The following is a 17,779-nucleotide window of genomic DNA, read 5'->3' on the forward strand; positions in this document are numbered from 1 at the left end:
GGGCATCCTGCCAGCTGCCGGGGGGGCTGCGGCTTTCGCGTCCACCGCATCGGCGGGCGTAGGCGGCTTGCCTTTTCGCTCGCGGCGGCTTTTATGCTGCGTCTCGGTTCGCCTCCTTCTGCGCCAGCGACATTCGTTTATAGTAAGGGCGGACGAATCTGGATGGCGTTTCGAGCGAACGGATGCGGGAGGTGCGACACCATGGAATCGGATCGACCGGAACATAATGAAATGCCCGCAACCGCTGTTCGCGATGTCGGGGAGGTGCCGGTAGCTTCCGTTGCGTCAGAAGCCCCGCAGGCGCCATTGCGGCCTGGCTGGAAGCGGCCGTTGAGCGTGTTCGCCGCCTGCTTCATCGTGTACCTGGCGGTCCTTGAAGGCTTTCTGGCGGTCCCTCAGTTCAACGATATCGTGCAGATCCGCCCGGCGTCGGCGTTGGGGCCGGTGTTCGGGCTGTTCTTCGGCTTGCCGGGCGTTTTCGGTTGCGCGACGGCCAACCTGGTCTCGGATATCCTGCACGAAGGCGCCACGCCGTTCATGCTGGCGGGCTACTTCGTGATACAGGTCATGTACAACGGCCTGCCGCGCTGGGCGTGGTACCTTGTGAACGCGAGGAGCCCGCGCCCGTACCCGCGATTCGATTCGGCATCGAAGACGGCGCTGTACATGGCGCTTGCCCTGGTGGACAGCGTGTGCGTGAACCTGGTCGTCTACCTGTTCGTCGGCGCGTCGCCCGAGTCGGGCCCGTCGTTCGCCACGCGCGGCTTGAACAACGTGTGGATGCTGCTCTACATCGGCCTGCCCCTGCTTTACGCGCTCGAGCGCGGCCCGCTTACGCCCAACCCGCCGCGTTGGATCCACGTCCCGTACCGCAACATCAAGAAGGCGAACCTCACGCAGCGCTTCGTCATCTGGTTCGTTATCGCGTCGGCGTTGCTGATGCTTCTCGTCTCGGTCGTGGTCATCGCCTTCGCCTCCGGCGACGAGGAGAGCTTCCAAGCCGTTGTGCGCACCATGTTCCACGAGGTCGCCATCCTCACGGTGCCCATCTTCCTGCCCATGTTCGTGTTCCTGCACATCTTGGAGCGCCGCTTCACTCGCCCCATCGAAGTGCTCGCCCTCGACCAGCAGACCTTCATCGAGCGCATGGAATCCGACGTCGAGCAGGGCAGGCGTGACACGTGCATCGCGGTCGACGAGCGCGGTACGAAGCCTCGCTACGAGATCGCCGAGCTGTACGAGTCCACCAACAAGATGCGCCGCGACATGGTCGGCTTCATCGAGCGCCTGTACAACGTCACGGCAGAGCGCCAGCGCACGGCCACCGAACTCGATGTGGCCAAGCAGATCCAGATGAGCGCCGTGCCGCACGACTTCGATTCGCTCACGGAACGCTTCGCGCTCGATATCGCCGGCTTCATGCGCCCGGCGCGCGAGGTGGGCGGCGACTTCTACGACGTGTTCGAGGTGGGCGAGCGCGGCGTGGCCTTCGTCATCGGCGACGTGTCGGGCAAGGGCGTTCCCGCGGCGCTGTTCATGATGCGCGCGCAAAGCCTGCTGCGCCAGTACCTGCTGGAAACCGACGATCTTGGCACGGCGTTCACCCTGGCAAACCGCCAGCTGTGCGAGCGCAACGACGCCATGCTGTTCGTCACCGCGTTCGCGTGCGTGGTGGACACGGCAACCGGTGAGGTGCGCTTCGCCAACGCCGGCCACAACCCGCCGGTGCTCAAGCAAAACGGCAAGCTCGGCTATCTTGCGTGCCGCCCGGGGCTGGTGCTCGGCGCCATGGACGTGGTGAAGTATCGCGAGGGAAGCTTCGCGTGCAGCCCCGGCGAAGGCCTGCTGCTCTACACCGACGGCGTGTCGGAAGCGGCAAACGCGGCTGAAGAGCTGTACGGCGAAGATCGCTTGCTGCAAACGCTCGCCAAGCTTGACGGCGGCGTCGTGCAAGGAGCAACGGCTTCCACCGCGCAAGACGAGCGCCCCGCTTCGGCCGACGACTCTGCTGTGGTGGCGAACGGGTGCCGCGCGGCGGCCGCATCTTCCGCCCAAACCGCCGTAAACTCCCTGGTGGCAAGCGTGGACGCCTTCGCTGGCGAAGCCCCGCAGGCTGATGACATCACCATGCTCGCCTTCCGCTGGAACCTGCCCGTGGCCCGCCTGACGCTTCCGGCCGACGATGTCGAGCTCGACAACCTGTTCGCCTTCCTGGAGCCTATCTGCGAGGGCGAGGGCCGCACGCCGAAGATGATGGCGCAGATGATGCTCGTCTGCGAGGAGGTCTTCGTCAACATCTGCCACTACGGGTTCCCCGACGGCCAGCCGCGCCTGCCGGTGGACATCGAGGCCGCCGTCGACGAGCGCGCGGGCTGCTTGCACCTCGTGTTCAGCGACCAGGGAATCGCCTACGACCCGCTTTCGCACGACGCGAAGAAGGTCGACCCCGCCGATGAGCAGCGTAAAGGCGGGCTGGGCATCCTGCTCATGCGCAAGTACATGGACGACTTGCGCTACACTCGCGCCGACGGGCGCAACATCTTGCGTATGACGAAGCGATTCGTTTAAATACGGGAAGCGTTCAGGAAAGGATTGCATATGGAGATCAAGGCAACGAAAAACGGCGACGCTCTCGAGGTGGCCCTGTCCGGGCGCTTGGACACGAATACGTCCCCGGATCTGGAGGGCTACCTGCGCGAGAACCTGGAAGGCGTCGCCAGCCTGGCCATCGACCTGGCCGACACCCAGTACGTTTCGAGCGCCGGTCTGCGCGTGTTCTTGTTCGCGCACAAGGAGCTGGCGAAGGTGGGGGCGGGCTTACGCTGCGCCATCCCAACGAGTACATCGCCGACGTGCTCGACGCCACGGGTTTCACGGAAATCCTGACCGTCGAACAGTAGGGGGCTGCTATGGCGCATGATGAGAAGATCTCGGAACTGACCGGCAACGACGCACATCACGAGCAGCCCACATCGGCGAGCGCGCCCGCGCAGATGCCCGATGTGGCAACCCTGCGCGCCATGATGCATGAACGCCAATACGCGGCGGGAAAGGCGCTCGAGCAGCAGCTTGAGGCCGACGTGCTGCATGCGCGCGAGGTGCAGGAAGAACTGCTCTTCGAGATGATAGAGGCGAACAAGGACACGCCGTTTGGCCGCGACCACAACTTCGCCGACATCAAGACGGTCGAGGACTTCAAGCGCGCTGTTCCCTTCACCAACTACGACGATTACGCCGGCTATATCTACGAGGTGATGGAGCACGGCACGCGCGGCGTGGTGACCACCGAGGAAATCGTGCACTTCAATGAAACCTCGGGTACCATGGGCAATCCCAAGGGCATCCCCTACACCAAGCGCATGGCGGAGATCCTCATGGGCTATTCGGGTGCGTACACGTATTACCGCAGCTACGTGGGCGCGGGCGAGGGCCTGGCCGGCGGTCGTATGCTCACGCTTATCGAAAGCCACTACAACACGCTGAAGAGCGGCATTTCGTTCGGGTCGCTGTCGTGCAAGGCCATCGCAGACGCCCGTCCGTATCTTGCGGCGACCACTACCAGCCCTGACGAGGCCGTGTTCACCAAACCCGGCACCGACACGCGTTATCTGCATGCGCGCTTCGCCATCGAAGAGCGCGACATCCGCGACATATCATCGGTGTTCATCACCGGCGTGCTCGACCTTATGCGCTACGTCGAGGACAACTGGGAGCTGCTCGTGCGCGACATCGAGCAGGGAACCATCGACGCGTCCATTCAGATGCCGGCCGACGTGCGCGTCGGTCTGGAAGCGCGCATCGAGCCCAACCCCGAGCGTGCTGCCGAGTTGCGCGCCATCTTCGAGCGCGGCTTTGACGAGCCCATCACGCCGGCCATGTGGCCGAACCTGCTGGTCGTCCGCAGCGTTGCCGGCGGCGGTTTCGCGCCCTACACGCAGCGTCTGCGCCGCTTCATCGGCAACGACGTGCACCTCCTCTACACCGGCTACAGCGCTTCGGAAGGCGCGTTCTCTGTGCCGTTTCAGCTGGACGACCCTTCGAGCGTGCTGCTGCCGCGCAGCGTGTACTTCGAGTTCGTGCCCGTCGACGACCCCGACTACGACCACACGCTCGGCGTTGAGGATCTGCAAGAAGGCCACGACTACGAGGTCATCATCACGAGCCGTTCGGGTTTCTACCGCTACAAGATGCGCGACGCCATCCGCTGCGTAGGCCATAAGGGAACCATGCCCACGATGGAGTTCCTGTTCCGCCTCGACCAGACGGTGAACATGCATGGCGAGAAGACCACGGAGCTTGTGCTGCGCAAGGTGGCCGACAAGGTGGCTGCGCGCGCAGGGCTCGACCTTGTGGATTTCAGCGTGTACCCCAACGTCGACCATCATCCGGCGCGCTACGAGTACCTGTTCGAGTTCTATCATGCCGACCATGCGGCCATCGACCTGGCCGAATTGTCACGCATCACCGATGAGGAGCTGCGCGCGGGCAACTACGACGTGAGCTACATGACCGAGGACGGCACGTTCGCCCCGGCCATCGCGCGCGTGCTGCAGGATGAGACCAACCAGTTGTGGCGCGATATGCGCGTCATGCACGGTAAGGCCCCGAATCAGATCAAGCCGGTGCACATCGTGGACACCGAGCAGAAGCGGCGCTTCTTCTTCGCGCTCATCGACGGGGAAATCGAAGGGTAGGGAGCCATGGGGGCGCAAACCGAGAACAGCGAGCTGATCAAGCGGACGTTCGGCAAGTATCTGGCCATGTCCATCCTCATCACCTTGTCGGCAACGCTCGGCATGATGATCGACAACGTGATCGCCGGTAACTTGCTGGGGTCGGGCGCGGTAGCGGCCATCGGCATGTCGCTTTCCGTGTTCATGCTGTTCTCGGGGTGCGCCGGCATCCTTGAAACGGGCGCGGTGGCCTTGTGCGCCCGGGCGCTGGGCAACCGCGACGCCGATCGGGTGAACGTGCTGTTCAGCGTATCGCTTGCCGCGGCGCTTGCGGTGGGCGCGGTGCTGTCGGCGGGCGGTGTGGCCGGCGCCGGCGCGTTGGCAACCATGCTCGGCGCCGCATCGGGGGAGCTGCACGCCGACACTGCGGCGTATTTGAGCGGCATCTGCTCCGGCGCGTTCGCCATCGTGCTGCTGCAGCTGCTCATGGGGTTCACGCGCCTGGACAACGCGCCTCAGCTGGGCATCGTGGCCATCGTCGGCATGAGCGTGTGCGACGTGGTATTCAATCTGGTGGCGGTTTGCGTGCTTGACCTGGGGCTTCGCGGTATGGGCCTGGCAACGGCGCTGGCGTATTGCGTTGCCGTGGGCATCTGCTGCACGCATTTTCTCAGCAAGGACAACACGCTGCATCTGGTGAATCCCATGCCGCATGTGGGGCAGCTTGCCGGCGTTCTGAAGACGGGCCTGCCCGATTCGCTTACCCGTGCCACCGTCATGGTGCGCACGTTCACGTTCAACTGGCTGCTGCTGACGGTGGCGAGCGCCGGCGCGGTTGCGGCCCTGTCCATGCTGTCGTCGGTGAACTCGTTCGCGTCGTCGGTGACCATCGGCGTGGGGCAGACGGCCACCCTTCTGTGCGGCATCTTCTTCGGCGAAGAGGACCGCGGGGCGCTGAAGGCGACGCTGCGAACGGGTATGCGCATGGGGTTGGTGCTGTCGTGCGCTTTGTGCGCGGTGGTGTTCGCGTTCGCGCCCCAGGTCGTGGGGCTGTTCGGCCTTGAGGGCGACGCCGAGGCGTTCGGCGTGGTCGCCGTGCGGGCGTTCATCCTGTGCGTGCCCATCGACCTGATCAACCAGCTGTTCGTGAACTACTATCAGGGCACGGGCAACGTGCGCGCTGCAAGCGCCATCGCCGTGGGGCAGTCGGGCCTGTTCGCCGTGTTGTTCGCGTTGGGGACGGTATGGTTCTGGGGCGCGACGGCGGTGTGGACGTCGTTTCTGGTGGGCGAGGCAGTCACGCTGGCGTTGCAGCTGGTCGTGGCCAGCGTGCTGTGGAAGCGCAAGGGCGTGAAACGCGCTGTAGCGGGCGCGGCCGAGGTCGTTGCCAACGAGGCGCCCGCGGCTGCGATGGCCGGTGATTGCGACGGTGTCGCGTTGGGCGGCGCCGTTGTCGACGAGGTGACCTTGCTCGACAAGATGATGTACCTGCCCGAGACCTTCCAGCAGGATTGGCGGGCCTGGCGGGCCTTTTCCTGCGATCCCGATATCGCGTCGGTCGCGGCGTGCTCGCAGCAGGTGGCGACGTGGTGCGAGGCGCAGGGCATCGACGGGCGCCGTTCCTACCTGGTGCCGCTGGCGGTGGAGGAGATGGCCGCCAACGCGGTCGAGCACGGCTTTGCCAAAACGAAGCACCCGGCCATCGACGTGAAGCTCATCTTGAAGCGCGACGGCACGCTGGTGCTGCGCATGCGCGACAACGGCGCGGCGTTCAATCCGATGGACCTGGACCTTTCTGCTGCCGATCCCTGCTCGGCGGTGGGCATCCGGATGCTTCGCCAAGGCGTGCGGGAGGTGGAGTACCAGAATACGGTGGGGCTCAACAACGTGGTGGTGACGCTGCCGGCGGCTTCGGGAGCGTGACCTGGCCTTTCGCAAGCCTTATCGTGTGCGGCGCGCTTCCGATGAGTGCGAGGCCCCGTATTTGACATGCGACCCCATCAATGCCGGCGTCCTATCGTGGGATGCCGGTATTTTTTTCGCGATTCACGTTTTGGAATGTTTCGAAAACGGAATAATTCACGAAAATGGATTATTGTCGATTGACTAACATACGAGGGTGAGAATAATATACCAACCAGCAACGAATTATTCGCCGTTGCGTACAAAAGGGGTAATCTCATCGCAAAAGAAAGGGAAGACATGAAGAAGCAACTTCGCATCGTGGTCGCGGCCGTATGCGCGTTCGCGATGGTGGGCGCCTTCGCTCTGACCGGCTGCTCGTCCAACGGCGGCTCCACCGAGCAGAAGAACGATTCTGCCGCCGAACAGTCCGCCGACAACAACAAGGAGCAGGTCGAGCTGCAGGTATTCGCGGCCAACTCCCTGTCCAAGGCAATGGAAGAGGTTCAGGCTGCCTACATCGCCGATGGCCATGACAACGTGTCCTTCGCCGACACGCAGTACAAGGCATCCGGCGAGCTTAACGAGATGCTGGGCGCCGGCTCCTACGCCGATCTGCTGATCAGCGCCTCGAAGAGCTCCATGGACACCGCCGTGGAGAAGGGCTACGTCGACTCTTCCACCCGCGTCGACATGTTCAAGAACGACCTGGTCATGGTCTCTAAGGAAGGCGCCGACATTAAGGACGTCACTCTTGACGACATCGCCGCCGGCAAGTACTCCATCTGCGTGGGCGACGACTCCGTGCCCGCCGGCAACTATGCCGCCCAATCCCTATCCACGGTAGGCGTGTACACCCCCGTCGCTGCCGACGAGGGCAAGACCGGCAAGGATATCTCCGGCAAGGGCGGCAGCTACCAGGCCTTCGTCGATGCCGGTCATAAGGTGGTCACCGACACCTCCGTGGGCAACGTGTGCAAGCATGCCCAGTCCGGCGATGTCGACGTCGCCTTCGTGTACACCTCCGACGTGTACCGCTTCGGCGGCGTGCAGATCGTCGGCACCGTGCCGGCCAACACGCACAAAAACATCGTGTACCCCGGCGCCGTCACCTCCGAGAGTAAGAACGCCGCTGCCACCCAGGAGTTCCTGGATTGGTGCCTGAGCAGCGACAAGGCCCAGGAGATCTGGCAGAAGTGGGGCTTCGAGCTGGCGTAGGCGCCGCGCTTGGAACCGCATAGCAGATAAGCGAACGAAGCAAGGGGATGGGGACGATTCGACCCCCATCCCCTTACCGCGTCCAAGGACGGGATATATGACGAAACAGGGAAAACGTGCGAAAAGGCTTATCGCAAGCTTTGCTGTTGCGGCCGCGCTGGCGCTGTGCACGCCGGTTGCGGCGCTTGCCGACGACGCGCTGGGCGATGTCGATACGCCCGCGGTGAGCGCGAAGCCGGTCGCCGCCTCTTCGGATGCCGATGGGCAAACCGCAGGCGATGTGGACACGTCGGCGGTGCAGGTGTCCAAGGAAGGCGACGCGGCAGCGCTTGAGGGCAGCAGTTTTGCGATAAGCGATTTCTCGCGCGCTCAGAAAGGCTCCAACCGCAGCATCGACGGCGAGTATCGCGGCTATGCGTACCTTATCGGCCAAGGGGTCGGGCAGGCGGCGCAGCTGGTCGCGGTGAACGATCAGGTGGTGGCCTACATCCCGCCCGCCATGGCCCAGCAGCTTTCGCTCGACCTTGAGGATGCGCAGACGCAAACGCAGCTCAAGCAGCTGTTCTGCGCGCTCGATGCGGGCCAGTCGTCGGGTTCGGTGCCCTTGAGCGGCATTTCCACGTGGTATTTCACCACGCAGCAAACCTACGACCTGGGCGCCGTGCGCCTTATGTTCGACCAGGAGATCTCGGGCAAGGCGTACGTGCTGGTCATCGGGGTGGACGGCAGCGACATCACCGACAGCGAGAACGCGAACTACGCCAAGCCCTCCTTCGCCGATTTCGGCGTTATCGCGCCCGCCGACCAGGTGAGCATCGTCGCCAAGCCCACGGGCTTGGCCGCGGCAGGCGAGTTCCTGCAGAACCTGGATTGGAGCCCTTTGTGGGTGAGCCTGCGCACCACGGGCATCGCCATCGTGTTCATCGTCATCCTGGGCTTGTTGGCGGCGTACTTTTGCCTGAACCTCAGCTCACGCGCGAAGAGCATCTTCGACGCCATCTTCACCATCCCCATGGTGCTGCCGCCTACCGTGTGCGGCTTCATCCTGCTGTTCATCTGCGGCTCGAACACGGCGTTCGGCCGCTTCTGGATGGAGACGGGCTTCCCGCTCATCTTCAGCCCAACGGCGTGCGTCATCGCCGCGGTGGTGGTGGCGTTCCCGCTTATGTACCGCAACGCGCTCGGTGCGTTCGAGAGCCTTGACCGCAACATGCTCGACGCCGCCCGCACGCTGGGGTGGAGCAACGCGAAGATCTTCGTGCGGCTGATGCTGCCGCTGTCGTGGTCGAGCATCGCGGCCGGCATGGTGCTGGCGTTCGCGCGCGCCTTGGGTGAGTTCGGCGCCACGCTGTTCATGGCGGGCAACTACGTGGGCGTCACGCGCACTATCCCCATCGCCATCTACTTCGAGTGGATGAACGGCAACAGCGACGTCGCCTGGTTCTGGACGGGCGTCATCATCGTGTTCTCCCTGGTGGTCATCGTGTTCATCAACCTGTGGAGCGGGCACACCACCAAATATCGCAAGCGTTCGGAGTAAACCATGAGCCTTGAAGTAGACATCGAGAAGAAGTTCAAAGGGTTCAACCTGCAGGCGCGGTTCTCGGCGGGGAACGAGACGCTGGGGCTTTTGGGCGCGTCGGGATGCGGCAAAAGCCTTACCATGCGCTCCATCGCTGGCATCGAGCGTCCCGATTCGGGCAAGATCGTGGTCAACGGCACGGTGTTCTTCGACCGCGCGCCCGGCAAGAAGGCGCGCGTGGACCTATCGCCGCAGCAGCGCAAAACGGCCTTGCTGTTCTCCAGAACTACATGCTGTTCCCCAACCTGACCGTGGCGCAGAACGTGGCGGCGGGCATCGCCAAGGACGTGTCGCCGGCCGACCGCGACGCCATGGTGCAGGCCGAGCTCAAGCGCTTCGGCCTGTCGGGCTTCGAGAAGCGCTATCCCGTGCAGCTCTCCGGCGGCCAGCAGCAGCGCGTGGCGCTTGCTCGCATGCTCGCGGCGCGCCCGGGCATCCTCATGCTCGACGAGCCGTTCTCCGCGCTCGACGCGCACCTGAAAAGCGTGCTGGAGCAGAACCTGGTCAGCCTGTTCGACGCGTTCCGCGGCACCATCCTGTACGTGTCGCACGACATCGACGAGGCGCTGCGCTTCTGCGATCGCATCGCCGTGGTTGAATCCGGGCACATCATGGAAATGGGCACGGGCGATGACCTGGTGAACCGTCCGCAAAGCCAGGCGGGCATCAAGCTGTCGGGCTGCAAGAATGCCACGCCGGCGCAGCGTCGCGGGCCGCACACGGTGTGGCTGCCGAAGTGGGGCGTGCAGGTGGAGACGGCCGCCGAGGTGCCCGAGGGCGTCAAATGCCTGGGCGTGCGCGCGTTTTACCTGCAACGCGCCGGCGGCCCGGGGCGCAACTGCTTCCGCATGCGCGTCGACCGCGTGAGCGACTCGCGCTTCGAGCGCACGGCGCTGCTGGGCTTTTTGGATCGCAGCCCCGAGGCGGCGCCGGCGGTCGAGCGCACCGAGGACGAGATGAAGTACCTGCACCAGCACCTGTTCTGGCGCGTTGACAAGCTGAAGACGGATGTCGAGCTTCTGCCGCACGAGGGCGAGGAGCTGTGGATCCACATTCCCGACGACAAGCTGTACCTGGTGGAGCGCTGATCCCGACGCGCTTGGCTGCGGTCGGGCGCGTTTCGGTTCGGGGCAGCGCCGCAGGCGCTTCGGCTCAAGGGCGGCTTCGAGCCGTCTTTGCGGCCGTCTCGGCACAAGAAGTTTTCGGCGAACGGGTCTGATGGTTCGGTGGGGCAATTGCTACCGAGCCGGATGCATTCACTTCGCCCGTGGTACACTGAGGATTCTGAGACGAGAGGGGACCTCATGAAGGACGGACACGGCCGCACCATCGATTACCTGCGTATATCGTTGACGGACCGTTGCAACTATCGTTGCATCTACTGCATGCCGGAAGAGGGCGTGCAGTCCATGTGCCATACCGATATCCTGCGCATCGAGGAGATCGCGCACGTGGTTCGCGTGTTCTCGAACCTGGGCATCAAAAGCGTGCGATTGACCGGCGGCGAGCCGCTGGTGCGCAAGGGCGTGGTCGACCTGGTGCGCGACATCAACGACATGCCCGGCATCAAGAACATCTCGCTCACCACCAACGGCGTGCTGCTGCCGCGCATGGCCGACCAGCTGCGCCAGGCGGGGCTTTCTCGCGTGAACATCTCGCTTGACACGCTCGATGCCGAGCAGTTCCATGCCATCACGCGCCGCGGGTATCTGCAGGAGGCTCTTGACGGCATCGACGCCGCGTTGGCCGCCGGGTTCAACCCCGTGAAGATCAACGCGGTCGCGGTGCGCCAGCTGCATCAGGATTATCTGGCCTTCGCGAAGCTCTCCATCGACCGTCCGCTGCACGTCCGCTTCATTGAGTACATGCCCGTGGGCGAAAGCTCGGGATCTAACGGCTGCGGCTGGGGTCCCGACGATGTGATCAGCTGCGAGGAGCTGTTCGAGGACATCAACCGCCAGGCGCGTGCCGAAGGCCTGCCCGAGCTGGTGCCCGCCAGCAAGCATCAGCCGCTCGGCTGGGGGCCCGCGCGCTACTTCGAGTTCTCCGGGGCGAAGGGCACCGTCGGTTTCATCAGCCCTATGAGCAGGCATTTCTGTGGCGAATGCAACCGCATGCGCCTTACGGCCGACGGAAAGCTGCGCCCGTGTCTGTTCAGCGACCGTGAATACGACATCCGCGGCATCCTGCGCAGCGGCAAGCCTGAGGAGCAGATCGATCGGGATTTGGCCGATGCGTTCCGCACCGCCATCGGCGCGAAGCCCGACGATCACGACGACATCACCGGCACCGAACGCCGCATGAGCCAAATCGGTGGCTAATCGGTTTTGCCGGCCTGCCGGCCGGCAAATTTACTCGACGTTGCGGGCGCTTGCGGCACGCCGTCTTGCACCTTAGCTGCGCGGGCATGGCCCGAAGGCCAATGCCCGCTTGCTGCGGCGCAATACGACGCACCACAGCCACCCTCACTGACTTTGGTGGGGTCCCGGAGGTTTTAAAATCTCTTTCGAGAGGTTTCATTTTTAAGGAGAGCGAATATGACCGAGCAGCAGCATTTGACGCATATCGATGAGAAGGGCGATGTGCGCATGGTCGATGTGTCCGAGAAGGACATCACCAAGCGCGTGGCCGTGGCCGAGGGCTTCATCAGCATGCATCCCGATACGCTGGCGCTTATTGTGGAGGGCAAGGCGGCCAAGGGCGACGTCCTGGCATGCGCGCGCGTGGCGGGCGTCATGGCCGCCAAGCAGACGAGCACGCTCATCCCCATGTGCCATCCGCTCAACATCACCAAGGCGAAGGTGGAGTGCGAGCCGGTGCACGCAGGCGAGCGCGAAGATGGCCGCGTGGGCATCCATGTGACCACCACCACGGGCGTCACGGGCAAGACCGGCATTGAGATGGAGGCGCTCACCGCCGCAAGCGTGGCGTGCCTGACCATCTACGACATGTGCAAGGCGGTCGATCGCGGCATGGAGATCATGGACGTGCGCCTGCTGTTGAAGGACGGCGGCAAGACCGGCCTGTGGACCCGTGAGGAGCAGGGTGAATAGCTCCCTAGGACATATCCTTTTGATCGCCAACCCCGCCGCGCAAAGCGGAGCGGGGGCCGCTGCCGCCGATAAGGCGGCGGCGAACCTGCGCGCGGCGCTTGGCGAGGACGCGGTCACCGTGGTGCGCACGGCGGGTCCCCGCCATGCGTGCGCCATCGCCGAGGGCGCACAGAGCGCGCAGACGGTGGTGGCCCTTGGCGGCGACGGCCTTATCCACGAGGTGGTGAACGGCCTGATGACGCGTCCGGCGGGCGATCGTCCGCAGCTTGGCGTCATCCCCGTGGGGTCCGGCAACGATTACGCGCGAACGCTGGGAGTGCCGGCGAAGGTCGATCGCGCATGCGGTCTGCTGCTGTCGGCAAGCCCGCAGCCCGCCGACATCGGCTGCGTGAACGGGAGCTTCTTCGCCGAAACGCTGTCGTTCGGCTTAGATGCCGCCATCGCGCTCGACACCATGGAGCGCCGCAAGCGCACGGGCAGGCACGGTGCGGCGCTGTACATGGCAAGCGGTTTCGACCAGCTGTTCCATCACCTTGACCAGCGCGAATACCGTCTGCAGCTTGACGACGGCCCTGTGATGGAGGGCAAGTCCATCACGTTCGCGGTGCAGATGGGGCCCTATTACGGCGGCGGATTCCGCATCTGCCCCGACGCCCGGCTTGACGACGGGCTGCTCGATGTGTGTATCAGCCATCCGCCTATAACGCCCGCAGGTGCGGCGGCTATCTTCCTGATGGCCAAGGGCGGCAACCACACGCGCCTTGGGTGCATGGAGCTGCATCAGGCGCGCAAGGTCCACGTGGAGTTCGACGAGCCGCCCGCCGCGCAGGTGGACGGCGAACGCATCAATGCGCGGACGTTCGACGTAGAGGTGCTGCCAGCGGCTTTGCGCGTGCTGCGCTAACGCGCCATGGCGACGTTCGCCTTGGGGTGCGATGCGGTGCGAACCATCATGAGGATTGCGGTTACGTATCGGCTGCAACCCTGAATGCACGACGGCCCGGGATTGCTCGATCCCGGGCCGTTTCGTTTGCGTTACCTTCTTGCCCGCAGAGCCTTGAGCGCCAAGTAGCAGATGAGCGCGCCAAGGGCGGCGGCTATGGTGTCCACCAGCCAATCCATGGGGTCGCAGCTGCGGCCGGGGGTGAATATCTGGTGGAACTCATCGGTGATGCCGTACAGGCTCGACAGCGCCGCGGCGACGATGGGCGCCCACTTCGACAGCTCGCTGATGGGCTTGGCGACAAGCAGCGCGCCGGCGGGCCCTTGCGGCTTCAAATGGAAGCGCAGCGCGTTGCACAGCGCCGCGCCGAGTACCAGGTATTCGCTGAAGTGCCCGACGGGGCTTACATCCACTTTGTGCCCGAACAGGGCGGCAGCTTGCGCGGACAGCCACCGCTTGACCGCGGAGAAGATGCCGGTGTTATTGTCGATGTCGATACCGCTGCGGCTGGACATGAAGAAGATGAGCGCCAGCATGGCGATGACGGCGATCCAGGAGATAATGCACGCGGTTTTGCGCTGGATTTTGCCAGTGACCTGCGGATTTTCAGGATTTGAAGCGTTGTTTGCCGTGGTTTGGGAAGCGTTTTCGTTAGTCATAATGCATCCCAGTCTAGCAAAAACGTCCCCACGCGCCGGGGGCGTGCGGGGACGTTCACGAAAGGTGCGGGGGTCAAGGCGCCGCTTTCGCAGGTCTTGCCAGACAGCCGTGTCGCGAGCACGGTTCAAACGCAATCGAAGCTATGCTCGCACACAAAAGAGACAATGGATATGCAGCGCACCCCTGGTAAGAGCGGAAGGGGGCGTTGGCGCCAGGCGCACCGATGCCCCCTTGGCTCCTGACTTACAGCTGACGCAGGACGTTGACCATCTCGATGGCGCCGACGCCGCACTCGAAGCCCTTGTTGCCGGCCTTGGTGCCCGCGCGCTCGATGGCCTGCTCGATGGTGTCGACGGTCAGCACGCCCATCATCACCGGCGTGCCCGTTGCCAGCTGCACCTGCGCGATACCCTTCGACACCTCGTTGCACACCACGTCGTAGTGCGAGGTGGCGCCGCGGATGACCGCGCCCAGGCAGATGACGGCGTCGAACTTGTCGCTTTGCGCCATGCGCTGGGCCACTACGGGAATCTCGAATGCGCCGGGGACCCATGCCACGGTGACGGCCTCTTCCGGCACGTCGTGGCGGCGCAGCGCGTCAAGCGCGCCGCCGAGCAGCTTCGACGTGATGAACTCGTTGAAGCGGGCGCACACGATGCCCACCTTCATGCCCTCGTTGATTACCTTGCCTTCGATGATGTTGACGGCCATGATGGCTCCTCTCTATTGTTGTACGAACTTGGTCCAACGCTGAACGGTACGAATCGGTTAGTCTTCCACGTGCTCGAGCAGGTGCCCCATGCGGTGCGCCTTGGTCTGCAGGTAACGGCGGTCGTGCTCCTGGGGCTCCATCTCGATGGCGACGCGCTCGGAGATCTCCAGGTTGAAGCCGGAAAGGCCGTACACCTTATCGGGGTTGTTGGTGAGCAGGCGCAGCGACTTGCAGCCCAGGTTGCGCAGGATCTGCGCGCCGCTCCAGTATTCGCGCAGGTCAGGGGCGAATCCCAATGCCTCGTTGGCCTCCACGGTGTCCATTCCCTGCTCCTGCAGCTCGTAGGCGCGCAGCTTGTTCATCAGCCCGATGCCGCGGCCTTCCTGGCGCATGTACAGCAGCACGCCGCGTCCTTCCGCCTCGATGGCGGCAAGGGCGGCATGCAGCTGCTCGCCGCAGTCGCAGCGCTTCGAGCCGAACACGTCGCCGGTGAGGCACTCGGAGTGCACGCGGCACAGCACGTCGCGCCCGTCGCCCAGATCGCCCTTCACTAGGGCCACGTGCTCTTCGCCCGTGATGTCGTTCACGAAGCCGTGCGCCTGGAACGTGCCGTACTCGCAGGGCAGCTGCACGCAAGCCTGCTCGTGCATGTGGTTGTCATGCGTGCGGCACCAGTCCTGCAGCTGTTTGATGGAGACGATGACCAGGTTGTGCTCGCGCGCCAGCTCGAGCAGCTCGCTCGTGCGCATCATGGTGCCGTCCTCGCGCATGATCTCGCAGCACAGGCCGCACTGCTTCATGCCGGCATGGCGCATGAGGTCGACGGTGGCCTCGGTGTGGCCGTTGCGCTCGAGCACGCCGCCGGGCTTTGCCACCAGCGGGAACATATGGCCGGGGCGGCGGAAGTCGCCGGGCTTGGCATCGTCGTCAACGCACTTGAGCGCGGTGATGGATCGCTCCGCCGCCGAGATGCCCGTGGTGGTGCTCACGTGGTCGATGCTGACGGTGAAGGCGGTTTCGTGGTTGTCGGTGTTCTCGGAGACCATCTGCTCAAGGTTGAGCTTGTGCGCCAGGTCGCGGCTCATCGGCATGCAGATGAGGCCCTTGGCCACGCTGGCCATCAGGTTGACGTTGGCTTGGGTGGCGAACTCGGCGGCGCAGATCATGTCGCCTTCGTTCTCGCGGTCGGGGTCGTCCACCACGATGATGATGTGGCCGGCACGCAGCTCGTCGAGGGCTTCGGGGATGGTGTTCATGCTCATAGGAGGGTCCTCTCGGTTGGGGTTTCGGGATAGGGAAGGGGTCGCCGCCGCTGTGCTAGAAGCCGTTCGCGGCAAGGTATTCCAAGGTCAGGGGCGGGGAAACGGGCTTGCCCGCATGTTCGGCATCGGACGTCCCGGTGTTCCGGTTCTTGTTGTACAGCAAGCGTTGCACGTATTTGCCCACCACGTCGTTCTCCAGGTTCACCGTGCTGCCGGGGCGGTGCGATCCCAGCGTGGTCTCGGCAGCCGTATGCGGGATGACCGACACCTCGAACGCGTCGTCGTAAAGGTCGGCCACCGTCAGGCTGATGCCGTCGACGGCGATGGAGCCTTGCGCCACGATGAGCGCCATGATGCCGGCTGGTGCGCCGATGGTGAAGCGGACGGCGTTCTGGTCGCGGCGCACGCGGCGCACGGTGCCGGTCCCGTCGATGTGCCCGGAGACGATGTGCCCGCCGAACCGGCCGTCGGCCGCCATGGCCCGCTCCAGGTTCACGGGGCTGCCGGCGCGCAGCGCGCCCAGGTTGGAGTGCGAAAGCGTCTGCGGCATCACGTCGGCTGCGAATCCGTCGGCCAACAGCTCGGTGGCCGTGAGGCACACGCCGTTGACGGCGATGCTGTCGCCGATGCGCGTGCCCTCGAGCACGCGGGACGCCTTGATGGCCAGCCGGCCCGCGCGTCCGGGCGCGGGAACGCTCGTCACGCGCCCCGTCTCCTCTACGATGCCGGTGAACATAGGTCGCCTCCTTCCATTGCGGGGGTCCTTGCGTCGAACGCGTTGCGCGAAGCGGGGGTGCGATCGGCCACGCGGGCCGCGCCCGCCGGCGCGAACGTGATCTTCAGGTCGTCCCCGAGCGCGTGCGCCCTCGGGCGGCCCAGCACCGCGGCCTCGGCCATCCGCGCGGCGCCTGCGCCTGCAACGGGGCCCGGCGCCGTGGCGCCGCCGACCACCTTCGGGGCAAGGTAGACCACGGCTTCGTCCACCGCGCCTTCGTCGAAGAACGCGCCGTGGATCCCCGACCCGCCTTCGACGAGCAGCGAGTCGATGCCCTTCTCGCCAAGTGCGCGCAAAAGCGGTCCGATTGCAACGTGGCCCGCGCCGTCTTGCGGGACGCGCAGCACTTCCACGCCCAGCGCGTGCAGGCGTTGGGCCTTCGCGCCGGTGTAGGTCGCGGGGTCGTCCACGCCGGCGCAGGTGGCCACCGCAAGCGGGGCCTCGTCTTGGGCGCACGAGCGTACGAGCGCGCAATCCTCGGGGATGCGAAGGTGCGAATCGAGCACCACGCGCAGCGGCTGGTTGCCGGGCTCGCCCTCGCGACGGCAGGTGAGCAGCGGGTCGTCGGCCATCACCGTGCCGATGCCCACGGCGATGGCCGCCAGGCGGTGGCGCAGGTCGTGGGTATCGCGGCGCGATTCGGGGCCGCTCACCCAGCGGGCGTCGCCGGAAGCGCAGGCGATCTTGCCGTCGGCGCTCATGGCCCATTTCGCCACCACGTACGGGGTTTTGCGGCTGATGAAGCGGAAGAAGATGGGGTTGAGCTCGTCGCATTCGTCGCGCAGCGCGTCCTCGTCCACGCGGATGCCGGCTTCGCGCAGCCGGGCCGACCCTTTGCCCGCTACCAGCGGGTTTGGGTCGCGGCTGCCCACCACCACGCGGGCGACGCCGGCGGCGATGAGGGCCTCGGTGCACGGGGGCTGCTTGCCGGTGTGGCAGCACGGCTCCAGCGTCACGTAGGCCGTCGCCCCGCGCGCATGGCCGCGGGCCGGGTCGCCG

Annotated in this window: 16 protein-coding genes; 11 read left to right on the forward strand and 5 right to left on the reverse strand. The window is 64.9% G+C overall.

Features of this window, described 5'->3' with window-relative positions:
* Nucleotides 1–336: 336 nt before the first annotated feature.
* The 11 genes from SFHG_RS10055 (at nt 337) to SFHG_RS02060 (ending at nt 13,332) form a co-directional block, all read left to right on the forward strand.
* The gene (locus tag SFHG_RS10055; RefSeq protein WP_238318258.1) at nt 337–2,568 is read left to right on the forward strand and encodes an ATP-binding SpoIIE family protein phosphatase; all 2,232 of its coding nucleotides are present in this window, start codon (nt 337–339) and stop codon (nt 2,566–2,568) included.
* Nucleotides 2,569–2,598: 30 nt separating this feature from the next.
* A complete protein-coding gene (locus tag SFHG_RS02020; protein ID WP_148514785.1) occupies nt 2,599–2,886 on the forward strand; it encodes an STAS domain-containing protein in 288 nt (95 codons plus the stop codon).
* A 23-nt stretch (nt 2,887–2,909) separates the two neighbouring features.
* Nucleotides 2,910–4,694, forward strand: a complete 1,785-nt coding sequence (locus SFHG_RS02025) for a GH3 auxin-responsive promoter family protein (RefSeq protein ID WP_042432757.1) — start codon at nt 2,910–2,912, stop codon at nt 4,692–4,694.
* A gap of 6 nt (nt 4,695–4,700) precedes the next feature.
* A complete protein-coding gene (locus SFHG_RS02030; protein WP_042432761.1) occupies nt 4,701–6,596 on the forward strand; it encodes an MATE family efflux transporter in 1,896 nt (631 codons plus the stop codon).
* Between the two features lie 279 nt (nt 6,597–6,875).
* Nucleotides 6,876–7,793, forward strand: coding sequence for a molybdate ABC transporter substrate-binding protein (modA, locus tag SFHG_RS02035; protein ID WP_042432764.1), 918 nt, complete (start codon nt 6,876–6,878; stop codon nt 7,791–7,793).
* A gap of 97 nt (nt 7,794–7,890) precedes the next feature.
* Nucleotides 7,891–9,333, forward strand: coding sequence for a molybdate ABC transporter permease subunit (modB, locus tag SFHG_RS02040; RefSeq protein WP_042432767.1), 1,443 nt, complete (start codon nt 7,891–7,893; stop codon nt 9,331–9,333).
* Between the two features lie 3 nt (nt 9,334–9,336).
* A complete protein-coding gene (locus SFHG_RS11180) occupies nt 9,337–9,624 on the forward strand; it encodes an ATP-binding cassette domain-containing protein (RefSeq protein WP_262362173.1) in 288 nt (95 codons plus the stop codon).
* Nucleotides 9,606–10,463 carry a sulfate/molybdate ABC transporter ATP-binding protein gene (locus SFHG_RS02045; RefSeq protein WP_262362174.1) on the forward strand — a complete coding sequence of 286 codons (858 nt, stop codon included), beginning with the start codon at nt 9,606–9,608 and terminating at the stop codon, nt 10,461–10,463. The genes SFHG_RS11180 and SFHG_RS02045 overlap by 19 nt, the downstream gene beginning before the upstream one ends.
* A 216-nt stretch (nt 10,464–10,679) precedes the next feature.
* Nucleotides 10,680–11,696 carry a GTP 3',8-cyclase MoaA gene (gene moaA / locus SFHG_RS02050; RefSeq protein ID WP_042432770.1) on the forward strand — a complete coding sequence of 339 codons (1,017 nt, stop codon included), beginning with the start codon at nt 10,680–10,682 and terminating at the stop codon, nt 11,694–11,696.
* A gap of 216 nt (nt 11,697–11,912) precedes the next feature.
* Nucleotides 11,913–12,428 (forward strand): cyclic pyranopterin monophosphate synthase MoaC, encoded by a 516-nt coding sequence (gene moaC, locus SFHG_RS02055; RefSeq protein ID WP_042432773.1) that lies wholly within the window; start codon nt 11,913–11,915, stop codon nt 12,426–12,428.
* Nucleotides 12,421–13,332, forward strand: a complete 912-nt coding sequence (locus SFHG_RS02060) for a diacylglycerol/lipid kinase family protein (protein ID WP_042432776.1) — start codon at nt 12,421–12,423, stop codon at nt 13,330–13,332. The genes moaC and SFHG_RS02060 overlap by 8 nt, the downstream gene beginning before the upstream one ends.
* 131 nt (nt 13,333–13,463) lie before the next feature.
* Here SFHG_RS02060 and SFHG_RS02065 read toward each other — a convergent pair whose 3' ends face one another.
* The 5 genes from SFHG_RS02065 to ribD all read right to left on the reverse strand — a co-directional run.
* Entirely contained in the window at nt 13,464–14,030 is a 567-nt protein-coding gene (locus SFHG_RS02065) for a VanZ family protein (protein WP_081468883.1), read from the reverse strand.
* A gap of 244 nt (nt 14,031–14,274) precedes the next feature.
* Nucleotides 14,275–14,742, reverse strand: a complete 468-nt coding sequence (gene ribH, locus SFHG_RS02070) for a 6,7-dimethyl-8-ribityllumazine synthase (protein WP_042432779.1) — start codon at nt 14,740–14,742, stop codon at nt 14,275–14,277.
* A gap of 57 nt (nt 14,743–14,799) precedes the next feature.
* A complete protein-coding gene (locus SFHG_RS02075; protein WP_042432781.1) occupies nt 14,800–16,005 on the reverse strand; it encodes a bifunctional 3,4-dihydroxy-2-butanone-4-phosphate synthase/GTP cyclohydrolase II in 1,206 nt (401 codons plus the stop codon).
* Nucleotides 16,006–16,060: 55 nt separating this feature from the next.
* Nucleotides 16,061–16,741 carry a riboflavin synthase gene (locus SFHG_RS02080; protein ID WP_042432784.1) on the reverse strand — a complete coding sequence of 227 codons (681 nt, stop codon included), beginning with the start codon at nt 16,739–16,741 and terminating at the stop codon, nt 16,061–16,063.
* Nucleotides 16,723–17,779: bifunctional diaminohydroxyphosphoribosylaminopyrimidine deaminase/5-amino-6-(5-phosphoribosylamino)uracil reductase RibD (gene ribD / locus SFHG_RS10060; RefSeq protein WP_052297771.1), on the reverse strand; the 1,057-nt coding region annotated here is incomplete at its 5' end. The genes ribD and SFHG_RS02080, both read right to left, overlap by 19 nt.

Source organism: Senegalimassilia anaerobia JC110 (assembly GCF_000236865.1).
Classification (GTDB): Bacteria; Actinomycetota; Coriobacteriia; order Coriobacteriales; family Eggerthellaceae; genus Senegalimassilia; species Senegalimassilia anaerobia.

What these genes read in the sequence shown, in the direction of transcription:
- SFHG_RS02020 (WP_148514785.1), top strand. Translation starts at nt 2,599, where the DNA reads ATGGAGATCAAGGCAACGAAAAACGGCGACGCTCTCGAGGTGGCCCTG.
- SFHG_RS02025 (WP_042432757.1), top strand. Translation starts at nt 2,910, where the DNA reads ATGGCGCATGATGAGAAGATCTCGGAACTGACCGGCAACGACGCACAT.
- SFHG_RS02030 (WP_042432761.1), top strand. Translation starts at nt 4,701, where the DNA reads ATGGGGGCGCAAACCGAGAACAGCGAGCTGATCAAGCGGACGTTCGGC.
- modA (WP_042432764.1), top strand. Translation starts at nt 6,876, where the DNA reads ATGAAGAAGCAACTTCGCATCGTGGTCGCGGCCGTATGCGCGTTCGCG.
- modB (WP_042432767.1), top strand. Translation starts at nt 7,891, where the DNA reads ATGACGAAACAGGGAAAACGTGCGAAAAGGCTTATCGCAAGCTTTGCT.
- SFHG_RS11180 (WP_262362173.1), top strand. Translation starts at nt 9,337, where the DNA reads ATGAGCCTTGAAGTAGACATCGAGAAGAAGTTCAAAGGGTTCAACCTG.
- SFHG_RS02045 (WP_262362174.1), top strand. Translation starts at nt 9,606, where the DNA reads ATGCTGTTCCCCAACCTGACCGTGGCGCAGAACGTGGCGGCGGGCATC.
- moaA (WP_042432770.1), top strand. Translation starts at nt 10,680, where the DNA reads ATGAAGGACGGACACGGCCGCACCATCGATTACCTGCGTATATCGTTG.
- moaC (WP_042432773.1), top strand. Translation starts at nt 11,913, where the DNA reads ATGACCGAGCAGCAGCATTTGACGCATATCGATGAGAAGGGCGATGTG.
- SFHG_RS02065 (WP_081468883.1), bottom strand. Translation starts at nt 14,030, where the DNA reads ATGACTAACGAAAACGCTTCCCAAACCACGGCAAACAACGCTTCAAAT.
- ribH (WP_042432779.1), bottom strand. Translation starts at nt 14,742, where the DNA reads ATGGCCGTCAACATCATCGAAGGCAAGGTAATCAACGAGGGCATGAAG.
- SFHG_RS02075 (WP_042432781.1), bottom strand. Translation starts at nt 16,005, where the DNA reads ATGAGCATGAACACCATCCCCGAAGCCCTCGACGAGCTGCGTGCCGGC.
- SFHG_RS02080 (WP_042432784.1), bottom strand. Translation starts at nt 16,741, where the DNA reads ATGTTCACCGGCATCGTAGAGGAGACGGGGCGCGTGACGAGCGTTCCC.